Origin of the sequence: Mycetocola spongiae (genome assembly GCF_020424085.1) — a bacterium.
Taxonomy (GTDB): Bacteria; Actinomycetota; Actinomycetes; order Actinomycetales; family Microbacteriaceae; genus Mycetocola; species Mycetocola spongiae.
Genome location: NZ_CP080203.1, coordinates 1,882,490 through 1,897,666, shown reverse-complemented (window position 1 = coordinate 1,897,666; position 15,177 = coordinate 1,882,490). Strand labels below are relative to the sequence as shown.

General features: G+C 69.5%; 15 protein-coding genes. 9 read left to right on the top strand and 6 right to left on the bottom strand.

Features of this window, described 5'->3' with window-relative positions:
- The first annotated feature begins 21 nt into the window (after positions 1-21).
- From KXZ72_RS08595 to KXZ72_RS08570, 6 genes are all read left to right on the top strand, one after another.
- Entirely contained in the window at positions 22-552 is a 531-nt protein-coding gene (locus KXZ72_RS08595) for a PadR family transcriptional regulator (RefSeq protein WP_226080245.1), read from the top strand.
- Positions 549-1,259 carry an ABC transporter ATP-binding protein gene (locus tag KXZ72_RS08590; RefSeq protein ID WP_226080243.1) on the top strand — a complete coding sequence of 237 codons (711 nt, stop codon included), beginning with the start codon at positions 549-551 and terminating at the stop codon, positions 1,257-1,259. Before KXZ72_RS08595 ends, KXZ72_RS08590 begins: the two co-directional genes overlap by 4 nt.
- Entirely contained in the window at positions 1,256-3,421 is a 2,166-nt protein-coding gene (locus tag KXZ72_RS08585; protein ID WP_226080242.1) for an FtsX-like permease family protein, read from the top strand. Before KXZ72_RS08590 ends, KXZ72_RS08585 begins: the two co-directional genes overlap by 4 nt.
- An 88-nt stretch (positions 3,422-3,509) precedes the next feature.
- Complete coding sequence (locus KXZ72_RS08580; RefSeq protein WP_226080241.1) at positions 3,510-4,295, top strand: DeoR/GlpR family DNA-binding transcription regulator; 786 nt, start codon at positions 3,510-3,512, stop codon at positions 4,293-4,295.
- Positions 4,296-4,496: 201 nt separating this feature from the next.
- The gene (locus tag KXZ72_RS08575) at positions 4,497-5,903 is read left to right on the top strand and encodes a mannitol dehydrogenase family protein (protein WP_226080240.1); all 1,407 of its coding nucleotides are present in this window, start codon (positions 4,497-4,499) and stop codon (positions 5,901-5,903) included.
- Positions 5,900-6,805 (top strand): carbohydrate kinase family protein, encoded by a 906-nt coding sequence (locus KXZ72_RS08570; RefSeq protein ID WP_226080239.1) that lies wholly within the window; start codon positions 5,900-5,902, stop codon positions 6,803-6,805. The genes KXZ72_RS08575 and KXZ72_RS08570 overlap by 4 nt, the downstream gene beginning before the upstream one ends.
- On the opposite strand, the gene KXZ72_RS08565 is transcribed toward KXZ72_RS08570, so the two are convergent.
- Positions 6,802-7,080, bottom strand: a complete 279-nt coding sequence (locus KXZ72_RS08565) for a hypothetical protein (protein WP_226080238.1) — start codon at positions 7,078-7,080, stop codon at positions 6,802-6,804. The genes KXZ72_RS08570 and KXZ72_RS08565 overlap by 4 nt on opposite strands.
- A gap of 9 nt (positions 7,081-7,089) precedes the next feature.
- A complete protein-coding gene (locus KXZ72_RS08560; protein ID WP_226080237.1) occupies positions 7,090-8,325 on the bottom strand; it encodes an APC family permease in 1,236 nt (411 codons plus the stop codon).
- A gap of 119 nt (positions 8,326-8,444) precedes the next feature.
- Between KXZ72_RS08560 and KXZ72_RS08555 the strand changes: the two genes are divergently transcribed.
- Positions 8,445-9,566 carry a DNA alkylation repair protein gene (locus KXZ72_RS08555; protein ID WP_226080236.1) on the top strand — a complete coding sequence of 374 codons (1,122 nt, stop codon included), beginning with the start codon at positions 8,445-8,447 and terminating at the stop codon, positions 9,564-9,566.
- Here the strand turns inward: KXZ72_RS08555 and KXZ72_RS08550 are convergent.
- Positions 9,563-10,270, bottom strand: a complete 708-nt coding sequence (locus tag KXZ72_RS08550; RefSeq protein WP_226080235.1) for a hypothetical protein — start codon at positions 10,268-10,270, stop codon at positions 9,563-9,565. The two genes, KXZ72_RS08555 and KXZ72_RS08550, sit on opposite strands and share 4 nt — an antisense overlap.
- 350 nt (positions 10,271-10,620) lie before the next feature.
- On the opposite strand from KXZ72_RS08550, the gene KXZ72_RS08545 reads away from it, so the two are divergent.
- Positions 10,621-11,028: an NUDIX hydrolase gene (locus tag KXZ72_RS08545; RefSeq protein WP_226080234.1), complete on the top strand. Its 408-nt coding sequence runs from the start codon at positions 10,621-10,623 to the stop codon at positions 11,026-11,028.
- A 36-nt stretch (positions 11,029-11,064) separates the two neighbouring features.
- Here KXZ72_RS08545 and KXZ72_RS08540 read toward each other — a convergent pair whose 3' ends face one another.
- The 3 genes from KXZ72_RS08540 to KXZ72_RS08530 form a co-directional block, all read right to left on the bottom strand.
- Positions 11,065-12,108, bottom strand: a complete 1,044-nt coding sequence (locus tag KXZ72_RS08540; RefSeq protein ID WP_226080232.1) for an NAD(P)-dependent alcohol dehydrogenase — start codon at positions 12,106-12,108, stop codon at positions 11,065-11,067.
- A gap of 146 nt (positions 12,109-12,254) precedes the next feature.
- A complete protein-coding gene (locus KXZ72_RS08535; RefSeq protein WP_226080230.1) occupies positions 12,255-12,893 on the bottom strand; it encodes a methyltransferase domain-containing protein in 639 nt (212 codons plus the stop codon).
- A 33-nt stretch (positions 12,894-12,926) separates the two neighbouring features.
- On the bottom strand, positions 12,927-13,862 hold the full coding sequence (locus KXZ72_RS08530) for an ROK family protein (protein WP_226080228.1): 936 nt from the start codon (positions 13,860-13,862) through the stop codon (positions 12,927-12,929).
- Between the two features lie 84 nt (positions 13,863-13,946).
- Here KXZ72_RS08530 and KXZ72_RS08525 point away from each other — a divergent pair, with 84 nt between their 5' ends.
- Positions 13,947-15,146, top strand: coding sequence for an ROK family transcriptional regulator (locus KXZ72_RS08525; protein WP_226080226.1), 1,200 nt, complete (start codon positions 13,947-13,949; stop codon positions 15,144-15,146).
- Positions 15,147-15,177: the final 31 nt, after the last annotated feature.

Below are 15,177 nucleotides of genomic sequence, written 5' to 3'. Positions count from 1 at the left end.
CATTGAGTGTATAGTCGCGGTATGGATAAAGCACAGACGCTCCTTGGGCTGCTCGGCACGGGCCCCACCCACGGTTATGACCTCAAGGCCGATTATGATCGCTTCTTCGGCACCCGCAAGCCCCTCGCCTTTGGCCAGGTATATGCCACACTCGCGCGGCTCATCCGCGATGGGCTGATCCTCGCGCTGGGCGAGTCCAGCGGCGACGGCGGGCCCGATCGCAAGAGCTATCAGATCACCCCGGCCGGGCGCACCCGGGTGGAGGAGTGGATGTTTACCCCCGAGACCCCCGAGCCCGATCTGCAATCAAATCTTTTTGCCAAGACGATCATCGCGCTGCTCCTGAACGCCGATGCCGATCGCCTCCTGGACCTCCAGCGCGCCGAGCACCTCGCCCGGATGCGCGTGCTCACCCGCGAAAAACAGGGTGCCGACCTCGCCACCGTGCTGATGTGTGACCACGCCCTATTTCATATCGAGGCCGATCTGCGCTGGATCGAATTAACCAGCGCCCGCCTCGGCGAGCTGCGCGGGCAGGTGAGGGGAGCATGAGCGAGCACCTCCCGCAGACCCCGCTCATCTCGGCCCGAAACCTCAGGGTCACCTTCGGCCAGACCCAGGCCCTGCGCGGCGTGGACCTCGATATCTATTCCGGGGAAATCCTCGCCGTCATGGGCCCCTCGGGCTCCGGTAAATCCACGCTGCTGCACGCGCTGGCCGGGGTGATCGCGCCCGATTCCGGCACGGTGGAGTGTGGGGGAATGGTCGTCTCCGCGCTCTCCGAGGCCGAACGCTCCGCGCTGCGCCTCTCGGAATTTGGCTTCATCTTCCAGTTTGGCCAGTTGCTGCCCGATCTCAGCGCGCTGGATAACATCAGCATTCCGCTGCTGCTGAAGGGCATGAAGCGCGCGGATGCGCTGCGCCAGTCCCGCACCTGGCTGGACCGCCTCGATCTGCGCGGGCAGGGCGAAAAATTTCCCGCCGAGCTCTCCGGGGGCCAGGCCCAGCGCGTGGCCATAGCCCGTGCCCTGGTGGGGGGCCCGCGCGTGATTTTTGCCGATGAGCCCACGGGCTCGCTGGATTCCCTCGCGGCCGAAAACGTCATGGTGACCCTCACCGAGCTGGCCCGTTCCACGGGGGCCACCGTGGTGGTCATCACCCATGATCCGCGCACGGCGTCCTATGCCGACCGCGAGATCATGGTGCGCGACGGCCATATCAGCGGCGGCCTGCCCGTGGCGGCTCTGGGTCGGGCATGAGCCTCACGCTCACCCGCGTGCTGCTCGCGGGTAATCGCCAGGGCCAGGCCCGGCTCGCGGGCATCGCGGCGGGCATCGCCGCCGGGGTCACGCTATTCCTCCTCCTCTGGGGTGCCTATGGTGGGCTTGAGGCGCGTGATCTGCGCGGCGCGTGGTCCTCAATCGCCTATCAACCCGGTTCCGAGGATGCCCCGGAGCCCGCGGCCGGCGCGGGCCAGACCCTCGGGGTGGAGCGCATGGATCGCTTCGGCGAGTACGAAATCACCCGCCTGGACGTCTCGGGCCCCGCGGACCCGGTGTCCTTTATCCCGGGGCAGGAGGGCATCCCCGCGCCCGGCACCTATTTTGCCTCGCCCGCGCTCCAGGAGCTCATCTCCGGGAGTGCCGAGCTGGGCCCGCGCTTTGGCACATTTGCCGGGTTGCTTCCCAATGCGGCGCTGCCGAGCCCGGACTCGCTGACCGCGGTGGTGGGCGCGAGCGAGGAGCAGCTGCTCGGCTATCACGGCATGGAAAGCGTCATCGTGGAGAGGGCACCGGTGGCCTTCGGGGGAAGCCCGGTTTATAGCCTGATTGCGGTGATCGGCGGCTTTGCGATCCTGATCCCGGTGCTGCTCCTGGTGGGCATCGTGACCGATCTTGGGGCCGCGGCGCGGCGCGAACGCTTTGCGATGCTGCGCCTAATCGGGGCCACCCCCGCGCGCCTGCGCCGGATCGCCGCCACCGAAATGCTGATCGCCTCCGCGGTGGGCACGGTGGCGGGTGTGCTGCTTGCCTGGCTGCTGCGCCCGCTCGCGGCCCGGATCGAGGTGGGCCCGGGGAGCTTTTTCACCGAGGATCTCTCGGTGAGCGTCGCGCCCACCGTGGGGATCGCACTGATCACCGTGGTATCCAGTGTGGCCGTGGCGGTCTGGCGCACCCGGCGCGCCAATATTGGGCCGCTGGCCACCGATGTGACCGCCGCCGAGCGTCGGCCGCGGCCCTGGTCGCTGATCCCGCTGCTGCTGGGCCTGCTCCTGATGGTCGGGGTATCCTCGCTCGCAATCGCCGGGTTCGGCAATTATGCGATGGGGCAATTGATATTGCCGGGCTTTATTCTCACCCTGGTGGGCCTGCTCCTGGCCGGCCCCTATCTCACCTATCTGCTCAGCTCCCTGCTAGCGCGGCGCGCCAGCAGCGCCGCCGGGGTGATCGCCCTGAGCCGCATCGCCCGCGGCCCGCGCGCCACGTTCCGCACCGTGAGCGGGCTCGTGATCGCCGTATTCCTGGTCTCGATGTTCTCGCTCGCGATGACCACGCGCGAGGATCTGCCCCCGGCCGAGGCCGGTACCCAGCGCCTGGACCTGAGTACCCTGAGCGTATCGCCCCCCTATGGCCTGGGCTCCCGCAATACGGAACAGGTGGCGGCGCTCGCAGATATGCCGGGGGTGGAATATGCGGTGCCCGTGTATTTTGACGAGGGTTCCGGCGGTTGGCTCCTCACGCGGGCCGATGCCCGCACCGCCGGTCTGGACGTGCCCGGGGGCGCGCCCACCGATACGGTACGCGTAAACGAGGGCTATGTAAATAACCGGGACGGCCGGGTGAGCGAGGCGGAGGGCGCCGAGATTGGCGACGCCGAGGTACACCTGGTCCTGATCGGCACGGATGGCACCCCGGAGGGGATCGAGGCCGCGCGCACCTCCGCCTGGCTCGCGTTCCCGCAGGACCCGTTTGGGCCCATCACGGTGAGCGAGCGCTGGACGGATACCAGCATGAGCTATATCGCCCAGTTTGAGGGGCTCGCCAATCTGGGCATCCTCGTGGCCACCCTGATCTCCACCGTCTCGCTCGCGGTGGCCACGGTCGCGAGCGTGCTGGACCGGCGGCGCGCACTCGGGCTGCTGCGCCTGATGGGGATGCCGCTGGGGTCGTTGCGGCGAATCATCCTCGGCGAGACCGCCCTGCCGCTGCTCGCGGTATTCGGGGGCGCAATCGGGCTGGGCTTTATCTCGGCCTGGGCCGTGGTGGTGGGCCTGACCGATGGCAGGCGCTCGCTGGGCTGGCCAGCGCCCGGGTTTTATCTGGTGCTGGCGCTGTGCCTGGCCCTCGCCGCGCTCGCGGTGATCGCCACGTTCCGCACGGTGCGCACCGCCACCGGGCTCGCCGCCGTGCGCGAGGAATAGCGGGCGCGGGGCGGGCGGGTATTCCGGCCCGCCCCGCCGCGCGCTACTGTGGGGTTCGGGGCGGCGAGTGCGCCCGCGGAAGGAACCGATGAGCGAAGTCGCCCAGAATCAGCGCGGGGCCCGCGCCCGCCGAGCCGCGATTCTGGGGCTTGTGCGCGAACGCGGAAGCGTGGCCGTGACCGAGCTTGCACCGCGGTTTTCCGTCTCGGCCGAAACCATCCGCCGGGACCTGCGCGCGCTCGAGGCCGAGCGGGCCCTGGAGCGACACTACGGGGTGATCCGGGTCGTGGAGAGCGGCCTGATCGAGACGGCCCTGGACTTTCGCGCCACGCACCATACGGCGGAAAAATCCCGCATCGCGGCCGAGGCCGTGCGCCGGCTGGGGGACGCCGGCACCGTATTTATCGACGAGGGTTTTCTGCCCTCGCTTGTGGCCGAGGCGCTGCCCACCGACCGCCCGCTCACCGTGCTGACAGCGTCGATCCCCGTGGTCCTGCACCTCGTGGGGCGGCCGCAGACCGAGGTGATCATGATCGGCGGCCGCGTGCGTGCCGGAACCCTGGGGGCGGTGGACGCGCTCGCGATCCGCGGCCTGGAGGGGTTTGCGCCGGATCTGGCGATCCTCGGGGCCAATGGTGTCTCGGCGGACGGCGCGCTGACCACCCCCGATCCGGCGGTGGCCGCGGTAAAGCAGACGGCGCTGCGGGTGAGCGCGCGGGCACTCTTTGTGGGCGGGCACGATAAATTTGGCCGCTCCAGCTTTGTGCGCTTCGGGACGGTGGATGAGGTGGAGGCGCTGATCACCGGGACCGAGCTTCCCGCGACGCTCGCGCGGGATTTTGCGGCGCTGGGTACCCGGGTGGTCCGGGTCTAGGCCACATAAAACCCACATAAACCGGTTGGCGTTTGCGGGGAAACGGGCATGATACGGGCCGCGCCGCGGAAATCGCCGCGGTTTTCCGCGGGGTCCCTCCCCAGACAACGGTCACTTATTCCGGTGCGGAGGGGGATGACCCGCGCGCCGCCGCCTGCCAGTCTGGAAGGGCCTCCCCGTCATCGAAGAATCGAGTGCCCCGTGTCCCTTCCCCTGTCCCAGCTGCACGGCCACCGCCCCGCGGGGGATATCCCCGTGGCCGTGCCCGCCTATGACCGCTCCGCGCTCGGGGTCGGGATTATCCACTTCGGCCTGGGCAATTTCCATCGCGCCCACGAGGCGATGTACCTCGACCGGCTGCTGGCCGCGGGCGAGGACCCCGGCTGGGGAATCTGCGGCGTGGGGGTCATGCCCGGCGATGCCCGGATGCGCGATGTCCTCGCCGCGCAGGACAACCTCTATACGCTGGTCCTCAAGGCCGGCGACGGCGGCCTGGAGGCGCGCGTGATCGGCTCGATCGCCCGCTTTCTCTATGCGCCCGATGACCCGGAGGCCGTGCTGCGGGCGCTCGCCGCCCCGGGCACCCGCATCGTCTCACTCACGGTCACCGAGGGGGGCTACCGCCTGCCCGAGGCCGCGGATTCAGCGGGGGTATTTGCGCTGATTATTGCGGGGCTGGCCCGCCGCCGCGCGGCCGGGATCGCGCCCTTCACGGTGCTCTCCTGCGATAACGTCCCGGGCAACGGCGATGTGGCGCGCTCGGTGGTGCTGGACTGTGCCCGGCGCAGCGATCCCGCGCTGGCCGAGTGGATCGCCGCCGAGGTGGCCTTCCCCAATTCCATGGTGGACCGGATCACGCCCGTCACCACCGATGCCGACCGCGCGCTGGTCGCCGAGCGGCTGGGTCTTGAGGACGCATGGCCCGTGGTCGCGGAGCCGTTTGTGCAGTGGGTAGTGGAGGATCACTTCCCCGCCGGACGCCCCGCCTGGGAGCGGGCCGGGGTGCAGCTGGTGGAGGATGTGGAGCCCTATGAGCTGATGAAGCTGCGCCTGCTTAATGCCGCGCATCAGGGCATGGCCTATACCGGGCTGCTGCGCGGGTTCACATTTGCGCATGAGGCCGCGGCCGATCCGGTGATCGCCGGTTTCCTACACCGCTATCTGGCCGAGGCCCGCGCGAGCCTGGAAGCGGTCCCGGGCATCAACCTGGACGACTATATTCGGCAGCTTTTTATCCGCTTCACCAATCCCGCGATCGCCGATACCCTCGATCGGCTCGCCACCGATGCCGTGAATCGCATCCCCAAATTTGTGCTGCCCGCGGTGCGCGATAACCTCGCCGCGGGCCGGCCCGCGGGGGCCGGGGCGCTGCTCGTGGCGGCCTGGGCCGAGTGGGTGGCCCGCTCCCCGGAGCCCGGCGATCCGCTGGAACACGAGGTGTGGACCCGCGCGCGAAACCTGGGGGAGGACCCGCTCGCCTTCCTGCGCTGCGAACAGGTCTTTGGGGAACTCGCAAATAACGCTATCTTTAGCGAAGGATATATCGCCTCCCTGGAGGCCATTCGCGCCCACGGCATCGACGCCGCACTGGAAGGATCCCCCGAGTGAGCCCTGAACCCACCGCCTATGTGATTGGCGAGGCCCTGACCGATATCGTGGACGGGCCCGAGGGAATCCACGAGCATCCCGGGGGAAGCCCGATGAACGTGGCGATCGGCCTGGCGCGGCTGGATATCCCCGTGGTTTTGCATACCCGTTTTGGCCGCGACGAGCGCGGCGCGGCCATCAACCGGCACCTGGAGGCCAGCTCCGTGGCGGTCACCGCCGGGTCCCGCGATGCGGGGGACACCGCGACGGCGCGCGCCACGCTGGATCGGGACGGGGCCGCGAGCTATCGTTTTGAGATCACCGGGGCGCTCACGGAGCCGGAGATCCCAGCGGATGTGCGCCTGGTGCATACCGGGTCCATCGCCGCGTATCTGGAGCCCGGGGCCGATCTGATCGAGGCCGCACTCGGCGCCGTGCGCCCGCGCGCGCTGGTGAGCTTTGACCCCAATATGCGCCCGCTGATCATTCCCGAACATCAGAGCGTCGTGGAGCGCACCGAGCGCCTGGCCGCGCTCGCGGATATCGTGAAGCTCAGCGATGAGGACGCCGAGTGGCTCTATCCGGGGCTCGCCCTGCCCGCGGTCCTGGACCGTCTCGCCTCCCGGGGCGGGGCCGGGCTGGTCGCGGTGACCCGCGGCGCCGAGGGCTGCCTGATCCTCGCGGGCGGCGAGCTCTATACCCTGCCCGCCCCGCGCGTGAGCGTGGTGGATACCATCGGTGCGGGGGATTCGTTTATGGCGGCGATGCTCGCCGCGGTGCTTGAGGTGGGCGCGGATGAGGCCGTGCGGGCGGGCACGCTGGATTCCCCCACCCTCACCCGGATCGGCGAGACCGCGCTGCGGGCAGCGGCGATCACGGTATCCCGGGCCGGGGCCAATCCGCCGCGGCGCGCGGAGCTTTAGCGCGCGCGCCCGAGCACGCGCGCCCCCATCCAGAACCCCAGGCCGAGCAGGCCCAGGGAGGCCAGGCCCAGGCCCGCCCAGGAGGTGGGTCCCAGGAGTGCGCCCGCAAACGGATTCTCGTGCAACGGATCGCTCGCAAAATAGCCCGCCTCCACGGGGGACATCCCCAGCAGGAAGAGCACGCCGCCCACGAGGAGGAGCGCCCAGGCCCCGAGCCCCACCCAGTTCAGGGTGGCGGCGAGGGAGCGATCGGTGGCCGTTGCGGTCGGGGTCATAGCCAAATTCTAGGCGGGCGCGCCCCGGCGCCGAAATGCCAGCAGCGCGATACCGGCGATCAGCAGCGGCGCGAGCAGATACCAGCCGGCCACCGCGAGCAACAGGGCCGAGGACACGGTGGCGCCGAGCGCAAGAGAGCGGCCCGCGGAGCGGCGCGGCAGCAGCATCAGCCCCGCCGCGGAACCGATGAGCAGGACCGGGATCTGCGAGGCCGCCGAGAGCGATACAAAAAGCTCCGTGGCCTGCGGCAGCAGCGGGGCCGCGGCCAGCGCCAGCACGGTCAGCCCCACCGGGATGGCCGTGAGCATGACCCGTCCAGCGCTCGGCAGCAGGCCCTCGCGCGCGAGCGTGCCACCCACCGCGACGAGGCTCGCCAGATAGGCGTTCATATTGCCGAGGGTCAGGATCACCGCGGTCACGGCCCCGAGCGCGGGACCGGCCGGGCCCAGCGTGATCGCGAGCATCGCGCCGATCGGGGCGCCCTCCGTGGCAGCGGGCCCCAGCGCGAGCACCATCACGAGGCAGACCGCGGCAAACGTGGCGGCGAGGATCACCAGCGCGGCCACCGTGATCGGCAGCAGCCGGCGGCGCGGATCACGCAGCAGCCCGGTGAGATTGGCGGCGGCCTCCCAGCCGGTGAGAAACCAGACCAGGATCAGCGCGGCGGGCAGAATCGCCCCCCAGCCCTCGGGCGCAAACGGGTGCAGGTGGGAGGCATCGGCGGCGGGCAGCGCGAGGGTCACCGCAAGCCACAGCAGCACTAGGAGCGTTCCGGTCAGGATCAGTTGCAGCCCCGCACTCAGCCGCACCCCCGCGAGGCTGCCGAGGGTCGCCACGGCGAGCAGGATCGCGGCGGTGCCCACCACGGTCACGAGGCCGCCGCCGATCAGCCCGCGCACGTATTCGCCCGCGATCAGCCCAAGCGCGGCCATGCCCGGGGTCACCCCAAAATAAAACCAATAGCCCACGATCGCGCCGCCGCGCGCCCCAAAGGCCGAGCGCACATAGCCGGCAATATCCGAGCCCTCGTTGCCGCGCCGCCCCAAAAATGCAAATGTCAGGGCGATAAATACCGACATTATGAGGATGCCGCCGAGGGCCACGAGGAACGCCGGGCCCGAGCGGGCATAGGCCAGGGCGGGGAGCCCCAGAATGCCCGGGCCCAGCACCGAGGCCACGATCAGGGCGGTGCCGAGGACCGGGCCGAGGCCGCGCGCATGGGTGGGGGAGGGGGAGGAGGCCATCCCCCTATCCTGGCGGTTTCCGCGCCCGCGATCCGCCGTATTACGTTCGGGTCGGCGGCACCGGCTACGCTCTGATCACGGGGGTAATCCGCCTCCCCGCCGATCCAGGAGATACCGCCGTGCCCTTTGCCGATGAACTGCTGGGAATGGACGCCGTACGCTCCCTGACCGCCGCGATCTCCGCCGCCGCGGGAACCCCCGTTCCCGCGCTGGAGGCCGTGACCGAGCCGGTGCTCACCCCGCTCACGCTGCGGGCGCGCACCGATCTGCTGCGCGATGCCCTGCTGAGCGATATCCCGGCGGACTATCGCACGCTCGCCGCGGTTTTTCGCGCGGCACTGGCCGCGCCCCTGCCGCCCGCCGGGTGGGCGATCTGGCCGCTCACCGAGGCGGCGGCCACCCGCGCCCTGTCCGTGGTGACCGCGGGCACGGATCCGGGGGCCTTCGAGGATGCCCTCGCGCTGCAGGCCGAACTCACGCCGCTGCTGACCGCCGAGTGGGGGATCCGCTCGCTGCTGATTTATGACCTGGATCGCGCGCTCGCCGTGATCGGCACCTGGACGGGCCACCCGGATGAGCACGTGCGCCGCCTCGCGAGCGAGGGCACCCGCGCCTATCTGCCGTGGGGCGTGCGCGTGCCGCGCATCCTCTCCGAACCCGAGGCGACGCTGCCGATCCTCGGGCGGCTCTACCGGGATGACAGCGAATATGTGCGCCGCTCGGTGGCCAATCATCTGAACGATCTGGCCCGGCATCGCCCGGACCTCGTGCTCGATACGTGCGCGGCCTGGCTCGCCGAGCCCGATGCACATACCAATAAGCTGGTGCGGCATGCGCTGCGCTCGCTCGTGAAGAAGGGTGATCCGGGCGCGCTGGCGCTCCTGGGCTTCGCCCCGGCAGCGGTCGAGGTGGGGCCCATCCGGCTCTCGGCCCCGGCGATAGATTTTTCCGGGACCATCGGATTTTCCACGACCGTGCGCAATACCGGTGCGGAGCCCGCGCGGCTCGTCATCGATTATGTGGTGCACCATCGCAAGGCCAATGGCAGCCTCACGACCAAGACGTTTAAACACAGCACGCTCTCGCTCGAGCCGGGGGAATCCGCGGTGATCGAGCGCGAGCACTCGTTCCGCCCGATCACCACCCGCCGCTACCACCCGGGCATCCACGCGATCGGCGTGCAGGTGAACGGCGTGGCCTCGGTGCCCGCCGAGTTTGAGTTGCGCGCTCCCCGCGATTAGCGGTGGCGCGCGGCGGCGGTGGCCAGGGCCGCGCGGAACTGGGCGCCGGTGCGCGGGTTTTGCAGCGGCACCCGGTGTTTGCCCGCGGCCAGCCCGAGGGCGCGGAACGCCTCGGCGCACTGGTATTCGGTGAGCAGCGGGTCCAGCGGCAGATAGATTTCGCCCACGCATGTGCCATCGGGCTGCGGCCAGCGGCGCACCTCGCGGGCGCTGCACTCGGGGGCTAGGTTTTCCAGCAGCAGCGTGTGGTCCCACACCACGATGCTGACCCCGAGCGAGCCGTAGCCGCTGAGCTTGGCGCGGCGTGCGCCGCCGCGCGCGGACGCATCGATCAGGAGGATCACACACATTTCGGCCCAGGGGATCTGACCCACGCTGTGCAGGGCGACCCCGCCCTCGTTTACAGCGAGTACCGGGGAATCCTCCTCGGCGCTGATGCGCTGGAAGCGGCGGCGGGCTGAGTGCAGCATCGGCAGCAGGCCAAAGAGGACGATGATGGCCAGCGCGAGGCATAGGCCCTGGCTGAGGAGCGAGCCCCGGGTGGTGCGCACGAGGAGGAACCCGCCGATGGCCATAAAGAGCGCACACCAGCTCAGGCACAGGACCACGGTATTGCCGCGCAGGAAGCTACGGCGCCGGCTCGGGTCAAAATGCAGGCGCAGCTTTTCCCGGGTGGGGCGTTTTGCGAAGCGCTGAGAGTGCATGACCGTGTCCAACAGAGAGAGCGGGTGCCGAAACGGCGGGCGCTGGGGGACGGGCGTTCGGCGGAGAGTATGTTGAGTTCCCGGTCGCATCGCGGGGGAGGCGGTGACTCTCGAAACGGCGGTACCGGGCCGAGAGTGGGCCGGGGGTAACGGGTGTTGTTAACGTAGCAACCGGGTGGGTGGTGGGCCCAGGCCGTGACGAAATGTGCATATACCCGTGTCGCGCCGGGGCCCGCAGATTTTCGCGGAATTTTGGGCGCGGGGCGCGGGGAAAAAACCCGGCCGGGCTGGCCGATTATGTCCGCGAAGGGGAGGGGGCGGGGCACCGCGGGTGGCTAAACTTATCGATCATGGAACACACTCAGGGCGGACCCCGCGCGGGCTGCGGCGCGGCTATTTTTCGCGAGGGGGCGCTGCTGCTCATTCGGCGGCGGCGCGCACCCGAGGCCGGGGCCTGGGGGCTGCCCGGCGGCAAGATCGATTTTGGCGAGACGGTGGCGGCGGCGATCGCCCGCGAGGTGGAGGAGGAGCTGGATATCCGGCTCGGTGCCACCACCCTGCTCTGCGTGGTGGACCAGATCGATGCGGAGGCGGGGGAACACTGGATCGCCCCGGTACATCTGGCGGAGTCTTTTGCGGGGGAGCCGCGCCTGGTGGAGCCCCAGAAGCACTCGGATCTGGGCTGGTTTGCGCTGGATCGGCTGCCCGCCCCGCTGACCGAGGCCACGATCCAGGCGGTGGCGGCGCTGCGCGCCTAGCGCGGCCCGCCCCGGGGGACGGACCGCGCGCACGGGCTAGAGCGTGCGGGTATCGATCACAAAGCGATAGCGCACATCGCTGCGGATCACGCGCTCATAGGCGGCGTTCACGTCATCCGCCCCGATGATCTCGATCTCGGCGCCGATATTATGCTTGGCGCAGAAATCAAGCATCTCCTGGGTTTCCGGGATGCCACCGATATTGGAACCGGTGATGCTGCGGCGCGCGCCGATCAGCGAGGCGCTGCGGAAGCGCTGCTTATTCTCGGGCAGGCCCACGTAAACAAACGTGCCGCCGAGCTTCAGCGTGGCCAGATAGGCATCGAGATCCAGATCGGCCGAGACGGTATTCAGCACGATATCGAAGTTTTTGCGCAGGTTGCCGAGGGTCTCGGGATCGGAGGTAGCGTAGAAGTGGTCGGCGCCGAGGCGCAGGCCGTCCTCCTTTTTGCTCAGGGTCTGGCTGAGCACGGTGACCTCGGCGCCCATCGCGTGGGCGATCTTCACGGCCACATGGCCCAGGCCACCCATGCCGATCACGGCGACGCGGGCCCCGGGGCCCGCGCCAAAGCGCTTCAGCGGGGAATACGTGGTGATGCCGGCGCAGAGCAGCGGGGCCGCAACATCCAGCGCGATGCCCTCGGGGATCGAGAGCACGTAGTTTTCATCGGCCACGATCTGCTGGCTATAGCCGCCGTGGGTGTCCTCGCCCGAGTATTCGCGGCTGTTATAGGTGGCCACAAAGCCGCGTTCGCAGTACTGCTGCTCGCCCGCGAGGCACGCATCGCACTCGCGGCAGGAGTCCACAAAACAGCCGATGCCCACGCGGTCGCCCACGGCATAGCGGGTGACGTCGGGGCCGATCTCGGAGACGATGCCGGCGATCTCGTGGCCGGGGACCATCGGGAAGATGGCCGCGCCCCACTCCTCGCGGGCCTGGTGGATATCGGAGTGGCAGATGCCGGCATAGGCGATATCGATGCGCACATCGTGGGCGCGCAGGTCGCGGCGCTCGATGGTGCCGCGTTCGAACGGGGCCCCGGCGGAGGGGGCAAGAAGGGCGGAAACGGTGGTGGACATGAGGAACTATTCCTTCCAGTGAAACTCGGGGGTCCGGGGAGCGTGCAACGCGGGCCCGGGAGATTGATCGTATACCCGACCCCCGACGACACGAAACGGCGGGGGATTCCTGTCCCGAGGGCCGTCGCGGGAGCGGGCGGGGAGCGCTAGGGCAGGCCCGGGGGCGGCGGGGGAGCCTCCCCCGCGCCGAGCCGCGCCCGGATCGCCGCATGCGGGCGGGCCCCGGGGTCCTGCCGGGATTCCTCCCCGAGCACCGTGAAACCGTGCTCGCGCAGGAGCTCACCGAGCCGCTCGGGCGCGAGCGTATAGGCACGGTGAACCCGGTGATCGAAGGGCTGCCCCCACGCGCCCTCAAAAAACCCCAGCAGCAGCCCGCCGCCCGGCGCCAGCGCCCGGGCAAAGCCCGCCAGCACCGCCGAAATCTGCGCGGGGTCGGTATGGATCAGCGAGTACCAGGCGAGGATTCCGCCGAGGTTATTCCCGAGGGCGGCGGGGTCCTCAAAGGAGCCCACCGCATAATCGGTGCCGGGATGATTATCGCGTGCCGCGGAAATAAACTCGGGTACCAGATCGATGCCGCGCGCCCGGATACCCAGCGCGCGCAGATAGGCCGTCCATTGCCCGGGGCCACAACCAGCGTCCAGCACGGGGCCGGAGAGTTCCCCGGCCCAGCGCGCGATCAGGTCGCGGTCCGCGGGGGAGGTGGCGGCGAGCGAGCCCAGCGCGGCCGTATATTCGGTGGCGCGGAGCGCATAGGCCGCCCGGATGGTTCGCGCATATGTCATGCCCGCACGCTATCGGGCGGGGTGGGCGCCGCGCTAGAGCAGGTCGCGGCGGTGGATCAGGGCGGCCGCGCCGATCAGCGGACCCTCATCCGAGAGGCCCGAACGGGATACGGTCACCTCGCGCGCATAATCAAAGATCGCGGCCTCGCGGATCGTGGCCGCGACGCGCTCGATATAGTCGGCGGCCACGTTCATGAAGCCGCCGCCGATCGCCACGTGATGCAGGTCGAGCAGGGTCGCGACGCCCGCGATGGCCTCGCCCACGGCGGTGGTGGAGCGCCGCACGGCCTCCCGCGCGAGCGGTACCCCCGCGGCATAATCGGCCGCGAGCTCCTCGCCCGATTGCCCGGCCCAGCCGCGCTCGCGCGCCCACTCCACGATCCGCGGCCCCGAGGCCAGCGCCTCCAGCGAGGCCCGGGCGGCGCTGTGTCCGGGCTCGCGCGTGGCCACCTGGACCTGGCCGATATGCCCGGCGTTGCCGCCGTCCCCGGAGAATAACCGGCCGCCCAGGATCAGCCCGCCGCCGACGCCGGTGGAGACGATCATCGCGAGCGAGTTGCGCGCCCCGCGCGTGGCCCCGAGCCAGTGTTCGGCCAGCGCGATGCAGGTTCCGTCCAGGCGCAGGGTGGTGGGTACCGCGAGGCGTTGCCCAATAAAGTCCACGAGGCCGAAGCCGCGCAGTGCGGGCAGGTTCAGGGGAGAGACGGTGCCCTCCCCGAGCGAGATGGGCCCCGCCGAGCCGATTCCACAACCCACGATTTCCGCCGCGTTCCCGGCGGTGGCGAGCGTTCCCGTGACCGCTGAATCGATAGCATGGAGCAGAGCCTCGCGCGTGGAGTCCCGTCCGGTCGCCACCCGAAACCGGCTCCCCGGGCGGAGTGCTCCCGTGTGATCCACGAGCGCCGCTTCCACCTTGGTCCCCCCGATATCGAGGGCCAATACGGTACCGGAGGGGGGTGTGGCGGACAAATTTTGCCTCCATTGGCATCAATGAATCAGATTCGATATACCCTAATACGTTAACTGCTTGAATACATAAAAAAGGATCGCGCCGTGAGTAAAGTTTTGGAGGGTTCCACAGCGGGACCGACCCGCGGGGTAAATCCCGGCTCCCAGGGCGCCCTGCGCCACCGCAATCAGCAGCGCGTGACCGATGTGCTTCTCACCACGGGTCCCGCGACCCAGGCCGAGCTTTCCCGGCAGACCGGGCTCTCCACCGCGACGATCTCCAATATCGTGAAGCGCCTCGAGGCCAAGGGCGTCCTGAAGACCTCCTCGGTCACCAGCTCGGGGCGGCGCGCCCTCCTGGTCAGCCTCGTGGACAGCGGTGCGGTGGCCGTGGGTGTGGACTTTGGCCGCCGCCACGTGCGGATCGTGCTGAGCAACCTCGGCTATGAGGTGATCGCGGAGGATCATCGCACCCTCGCGCGCGGGCATCGCGCCGAGGAGGCCATGCTGCTCGCCGTGGAGATGCTGGACGGCCTGCTGGAATCCGCGGGCATCGAGCGCTCCTCGATCCTCGGCGTGGGCGTGGGGATCCCGGGCACGCTTGAGCGCAGCACCGGCACGATCCTGCACGGCGATATCCTCCCGGAGTGGGTGGGCACCAATCGCGCGGACCTGGCCGAGCGCTTTGGGCTGCCCGTGATCATGGATAACGATGCCAACCTCGGCGCGCTCGCCGAGGTCACCTGGGGGGCGCATCGCGGCGTCTCCAACCTGGTTTTTGTGAAGGTGGGCACGGGTATCGGCGCGGGCCTGATCCTGAACGGCTCGCTGTTTTACGGCAGTCGCGGGGTCACCGGCGAGATCGGCCATACCTCCGTGGCCGAGAACGGGCTGGTCTGTTATTGCGGCAATCGCGGCTGCCTGGAGACCGTGGCCTCGGCCTCGGTCATGATCGAGTCGCTCGCGCGCGGGCATCACCGCCCGGTCTCGGCCGATGACATCGTGGCGCTGGGGATCGCGGGGGACTCCGCGACCGCGCGCGTGGTCGAGGATGCCGGCATGGCTGTGGGGCACGCCCTGGCCAATATCGCCAATGTGATTAACCCCGAGGTGTTTGTGGTTGGCGGCCCGCTTACCGGCCTGGAGGATCTGCTGCTTGACCCGATTCGGCGCGGGCTGGAGCGCAATAGTGTGCCGGTGGTGCGCGAGTCCACGGGGCTGTCGATGTCCTCGCTGGGGATGCGGGCGGAGGCCCTCGGGGCCGCCGCGCTGGTCCTGCAGGAGTCCAATATTCGCCGTGTGTAACCGAGTTGTTACGCAAAGCTTGCGTTAAACA

Bases quoted from the DNA above. Each gene is read 5' to 3' on its own strand.
- KXZ72_RS08595 (WP_226080245.1), top strand. From the start codon at position 22: ATGGATAAAGCACAGACGCTCCTTGGGCTGCTCGGCACGGGCCCCACC.
- KXZ72_RS08590 (WP_226080243.1), top strand. From the start codon at position 549: ATGAGCGAGCACCTCCCGCAGACCCCGCTCATCTCGGCCCGAAACCTC.
- KXZ72_RS08585 (WP_226080242.1), top strand. From the start codon at position 1,256: ATGAGCCTCACGCTCACCCGCGTGCTGCTCGCGGGTAATCGCCAGGGC.
- KXZ72_RS08580 (WP_226080241.1), top strand. From the start codon at position 3,510: ATGAGCGAAGTCGCCCAGAATCAGCGCGGGGCCCGCGCCCGCCGAGCC.
- KXZ72_RS08565 (WP_226080238.1), bottom strand. From the start codon at position 7,080: ATGACCCCGACCGCAACGGCCACCGATCGCTCCCTCGCCGCCACCCTG.
- KXZ72_RS08560 (WP_226080237.1), bottom strand. From the start codon at position 8,325: ATGGCCTCCTCCCCCTCCCCCACCCATGCGCGCGGCCTCGGCCCGGTC.
- KXZ72_RS08550 (WP_226080235.1), bottom strand. From the start codon at position 10,270: ATGCACTCTCAGCGCTTCGCAAAACGCCCCACCCGGGAAAAGCTGCGC.
- KXZ72_RS08545 (WP_226080234.1), top strand. From the start codon at position 10,621: ATGGAACACACTCAGGGCGGACCCCGCGCGGGCTGCGGCGCGGCTATT.
- KXZ72_RS08540 (WP_226080232.1), bottom strand. From the start codon at position 12,108: ATGTCCACCACCGTTTCCGCCCTTCTTGCCCCCTCCGCCGGGGCCCCG.
- KXZ72_RS08535 (WP_226080230.1), bottom strand. From the start codon at position 12,893: ATGACATATGCGCGAACCATCCGGGCGGCCTATGCGCTCCGCGCCACC.